Source organism: Pseudomonas sp. GM24 (assembly GCF_000282235.1).
Taxonomy (GTDB): Bacteria; Pseudomonadota; Gammaproteobacteria; order Pseudomonadales; family Pseudomonadaceae; genus Aquipseudomonas.
On sequence record NZ_AKJR01000148.1, the window covers coordinates 1 to 4157 of the forward strand.

Annotated in this window: 3 protein-coding genes; all 3 read left to right on the plus strand. The window is 61.0% G+C overall.

Features of this window, described 5'->3' with window-relative positions; genetic code table 11:
- Nucleotides 1-94 precede the first annotated feature (94 nt).
- The 3 genes from PMI23_RS17365 to PMI23_RS17375 are packed head-to-tail and all read left to right on the plus strand — an operon-like array spanning nucleotide 95 to nucleotide 4130.
- Entirely contained in the window at nucleotides 95-1693 is a 1599-nt protein-coding gene (locus PMI23_RS17365; RefSeq protein ID WP_007917654.1) for an ABC transporter permease, read from the plus strand.
- Nucleotides 1690-2505 (plus strand): ABC transporter ATP-binding protein, encoded by an 816-nt coding sequence (locus PMI23_RS17370; protein ID WP_007917657.1) that lies wholly within the window; start codon nucleotides 1690-1692, stop codon nucleotides 2503-2505. The genes PMI23_RS17365 and PMI23_RS17370 overlap by 4 nt, the downstream gene beginning before the upstream one ends.
- 14 nt (nucleotides 2506-2519) lie before the next feature.
- On the plus strand, nucleotides 2520-4130 hold the full coding sequence (locus PMI23_RS17375) for an arylsulfatase (protein WP_007917659.1): 1611 nt from the start codon (nucleotides 2520-2522) through the stop codon (nucleotides 4128-4130).
- Nucleotides 4131-4157 lie beyond the last annotated feature (27 nt).

Consider the following 4157-nt stretch of genomic DNA (forward strand, 5'->3'; position numbering starts at 1 on the left):
CTACAGGGGTCAATTCAAGGACGCATTCCCCCGTAGGAGCTGCCGAAGGCTGCGATCTTTTGATCTTGAGCCAACCCGACAACGGAGGTCACCCATGGCCCGCCAATCCTTGCTCAGTCTCCCCCTGCCCGCGCCGCCGCTGAAAAGCCGCCGTAGCTGGCCAAGCGTGAACCAGCGCCTGTTGCCATGGCTGCTGCCGCTTGGCTTGTTCGCCCTATGGTGGCTGGCCGCGCGCAACGAATGGATGAGCGAGCAGATACTGCCCGCGCCTTCGCTGGTGTGGAACAGCGCTGTCGAGTTGTCGCAAGGCGAGTTATGGAGCCACTTGTGGATCAGTTTGCAGCGTTTGTTCTGGGGTCTGCTCGCGGGGGTTTCTGCGGGTGCATTGCTCGGTGCAGCGCTGGGATTCAGTCGTCGTCTTGAACGTTTGATCTTCCCCACCTTCGCTGGACTTTCGCAAATACCGACGCTTGCGTGGATCCCGCTGTTCATGGTGTTTTTCGGCATCGGCGAAGTGCTGAAACTGGTGGTGCTGATCAAAGCGATCGTGGTGCCGGTGACCTTGCACACACTGGTCGGCGTAAGAGATGCACAACCAAAACTGCGCGAAGCCGCCGCCGTTTTGCGCCTGCCGCCACGCCTGCTGATTCGTCGCCTGGTGTTGCCCGCCGCCCTCCCCGCGTTCATGGCTGGCGTGCGTCTGGCGCTCGCCGCCGGATGGACCTCATTGCTGGCCGTCGAGTTGTTGGCCTCCAGCGAAGGCATCGGCTACCTGATGGTCTGGGCGCGGCAATTGTTCATGCTGGACATCGTGTTCGTCTGCATCGTCGTCATCGGTTTGATCGGCGTGGCGATGGATCGCGGTATCGGTCTGCTGGACAAAACACTGGTGCACTGGCCGCACCCGGCCACTGCCGAAATTCGTCGCGGCCCGCGTTATGAAGGCTGGCAGCGGCTGCAACCATGGCTGCTACCGCTGGGCTTGTTGGCACTGTGGCAATTGGCGAGTGACCAGCAGTGGGTCGACGCCAATATTCTGGTCAGTCCGTTGGCCGTTTTGAGCACGGCATGGGCTGGCGTGCTCGATGGCACGTTGATCAGCGGCATGGCGCTCAGCCTCGGTCGCACCCTCGGCGGTTTGCTGTTGGGTGGTGGACTCGGTTTCGCCTTCGGCTTGCTGCTGGGCTTGTCGCGCACCAGCGAACGCCTGCTCGGCCCGACCCTCGCGGCCATCCGCCAGATCGCCATTTTCGCCTGGGTGCCACTGCTTACCGCGTGGTTCGGTCTCGGCGAACTGGCCAAGTGGGTATTCGTCGCCCTCGCCGCGTTCTTTCCGCTGTTTATCGCCACGCAACGCAGCGTCGCCAACCTCTCACCACAACTCAACGAAGCCGCACAAGTGTTGCGCCTGAGCCTCGGCCAACGCCTGCGCCGACTCGTGCTGCCGGGCGCCGCGCCGGGGATTTTTGCAGGTCTCAGACTGAGCCTGATCTACGCCTGGCTCGGCACCATCGGCGCTGAATATTTCATGCCGTCCAACGGCGGCATCGGCAGCCAGATGATCGGCGCACAACAACTGCTGCGTATGGACCTGATCATGGCCGGCATGCTTTTCGTCGGTCTTACCGGCGCCCTGCTCAACCTCATTGGCCAACGCCTGGAAATTCGCGCGACCCGCTGGAGACACGCATGAACGCACCGATTGTCAGCTTCAACCACGTAGGCAAATCCTTTGACGTCGACGGTTTCGAACTGGAGGCGATTCGCGAATTCAACCTCGACATTGCCGAGGGCGAATTCGTCGCCATTGTCGGCTCCAGCGGCTGTGGCAAATCGACGTTGCTGCGTTTGTTGGTGGGTCTTGATACGCAATTTCGCGGGCAGATCACCGTCGATGGCAAAGCCGTCAGCGGCATCGGCGGCGAGCGCGGCATTGTCTTCCAGGAACACCGTTTATTCCCGTGGCTGACCGTCGCCGACAACATCGGCCTCGGCCTGGTCAACGAGCCGCTGAGCGCTGCACAAAAGCAAAAACGCATCGACGATTTCATCGATCTGGTCGGCCTGCGCGACTTCACCCGCGCCTATCCGCACCAACTCTCCGGCGGCATGGCGCAGCGCGTGGCGATTGCTCGTGGCCTCGTCGCCAGCCCACGAATTCTGCTGCTCGACGAACCGTTCGGCGCGCTTGATGCGCTGACCCGCCAGCAAATGCAGGACGAGCTGTTGGCGATCCGCGCCCGCGCAAAAATCACCACGATTCTCGTTACCCACGACGTCGAGGAAGCGATCTTCCTCGCCGACCGCGTGGTGGTCATGGAGCCGCGTCCGGGGCGGATCAAACAAGTGGTCGACATCGCCCTGCCGCACCCGCGCCAGCGCAGCAGTTTCGACTTCCATCAGTTGCGTGAAGAACTACTGCACGAACTGACCAGTGATGACCATTACCAACCGAGCGTGCCGGTGCAGATCCGCGATCTGCCGCTGACGTTCATTGCCTGCTGAACAGGAGTTTTGCGATGCCGCAACGTCCCAACTTTCTGGTGATTCTGGCCGACGATCTAGGCTTCTCCGACATCGGTGCGTTCGGCGGCGAAATCGCCACGCCGCATCTCGACGCTTTGGCCAACAACGGCCTGCGCCTGACCGATTTTCATACTGCACCGACCTGCTCGCCGACCCGCTCGATGCTGCTGACCGGCACCGACCACCACATCGCAGGGATCGGCACCATGGCCGAAACGCTGACGCCGGAACTGATCGGTAAACCGGGTTATGAGGGCTATCTCAACGATCGCGTGGTGGCGCTGCCGGAGTTGCTGCGCGAGGCCGGTTATCAAACCTTGATGAGTGGCAAATGGCACTTGGGTTTGAAGGCTGAATTGGCGCCCCATGCGCGAGGTTTCGAGCGTTCGTTTTCGCTGCTGCCGGGCGCGGCCAACCATTACGGTTTCGAGCCAACCTACGATGAGCAAACACCCGGCCTGCTGAAATCCACTCCGGCGCTGTACATCGAGGACGATACGTTTCTCGACGAATTGCCGAAGGATTTCTATTCCTCCGATGCCTTCGGCGACAAGTTGCTGCAGTACCTCAAGGAACGTGACCAGACCCGGCCGTTCTTCGCCTATTTGCCATTCTCCGCACCGCACTGGCCGTTGCAGGCGCCTGCCGACATCGTCGAGAAATACCGCGGCCGCTATGACGCCGGCCCTGAAGTGCTGCGCCTGGAACGCCTGGAAAAACTCAAAGCCCTCGGTCTGATCGAGGCGGACGTCGAACCGCATCCACTGATTCAGTTGACCCAGCAGTGGGACGCATTGAGCGACGAGCAAAAGCAGATTTCCGCGCGGGCCATGGAGGTCTACGCGGCGATGGTCGAGCGCATGGACTGGAACATTGGTCGGGTCGTCGATTACCTGCGCCAGCAAGGGCAGCTCGATAACACGTTCATCCTGTTCATGTCTGACAACGGTGCCGAAGGTGCGCTGCTGGAAGCGTTTCCGAAGTTCGGTCCGGAATTGGTGACATACCTCAGCCAGCATTACGACAACAGCCTCGACAACATTGGTCGGGCCAATTCATATGTCTGGTACGGGCCGAACTGGGCGCAGGTGGCGACCGCGCCATCGCGGTTGTTCAAGGCGTTTACCACTGAAGGCGGGATTCGCGTGCCGGCGCTGTTGCACTATCCGCAATTGGCGATCAAAGGGCAGATCAGCCATGGTTTCGGCACGGTGATGGACATCACCCCGACGATTCTCGATCTGGCCGGCGTGCGCCATCCGGGCAAGCTGTGGCACGGCAAACCGGTGGCGCCGTTGCGTGGTAAATCGTGGTTGGGATTCTTGTCCGGCGAGACTGCGCAGGTGCATGACGAGCACACGGTCACGGGTTGGGAATTGTTCGGGCGCCGGGCGATTCGGCAGGGGTCGTGGAAAGCGGTGTGGATTCCCGGGCCTATCGGGCCGGCGACCTGGCAGCTTTATGATTTGAGTAATGATCCGGGGGAAATTCATGATCTGGCGTTGAGTCAGCCGGAGAAGCTCAGCACGTTGATCGGGCATTGGCAGCAGTATGTCGAGGAGACTGGGGTGATCTTGAGTGAGTCGCCGTTTCAGCCGGATTGAGGGCAAGGTCAAAAGCCCCTCACCCTA

Bases quoted from the DNA above. Each gene is read 5' to 3' on its own strand.
- PMI23_RS17365 (WP_007917654.1), top strand. From the start codon at position 95: ATGGCCCGCCAATCCTTGCTCAGTCTCCCCCTGCCCGCGCCGCCGCTG.
- PMI23_RS17370 (WP_007917657.1), top strand. From the start codon at position 1,690: ATGAACGCACCGATTGTCAGCTTCAACCACGTAGGCAAATCCTTTGAC.
- PMI23_RS17375 (WP_007917659.1), top strand. From the start codon at position 2,520: ATGCCGCAACGTCCCAACTTTCTGGTGATTCTGGCCGACGATCTAGGC.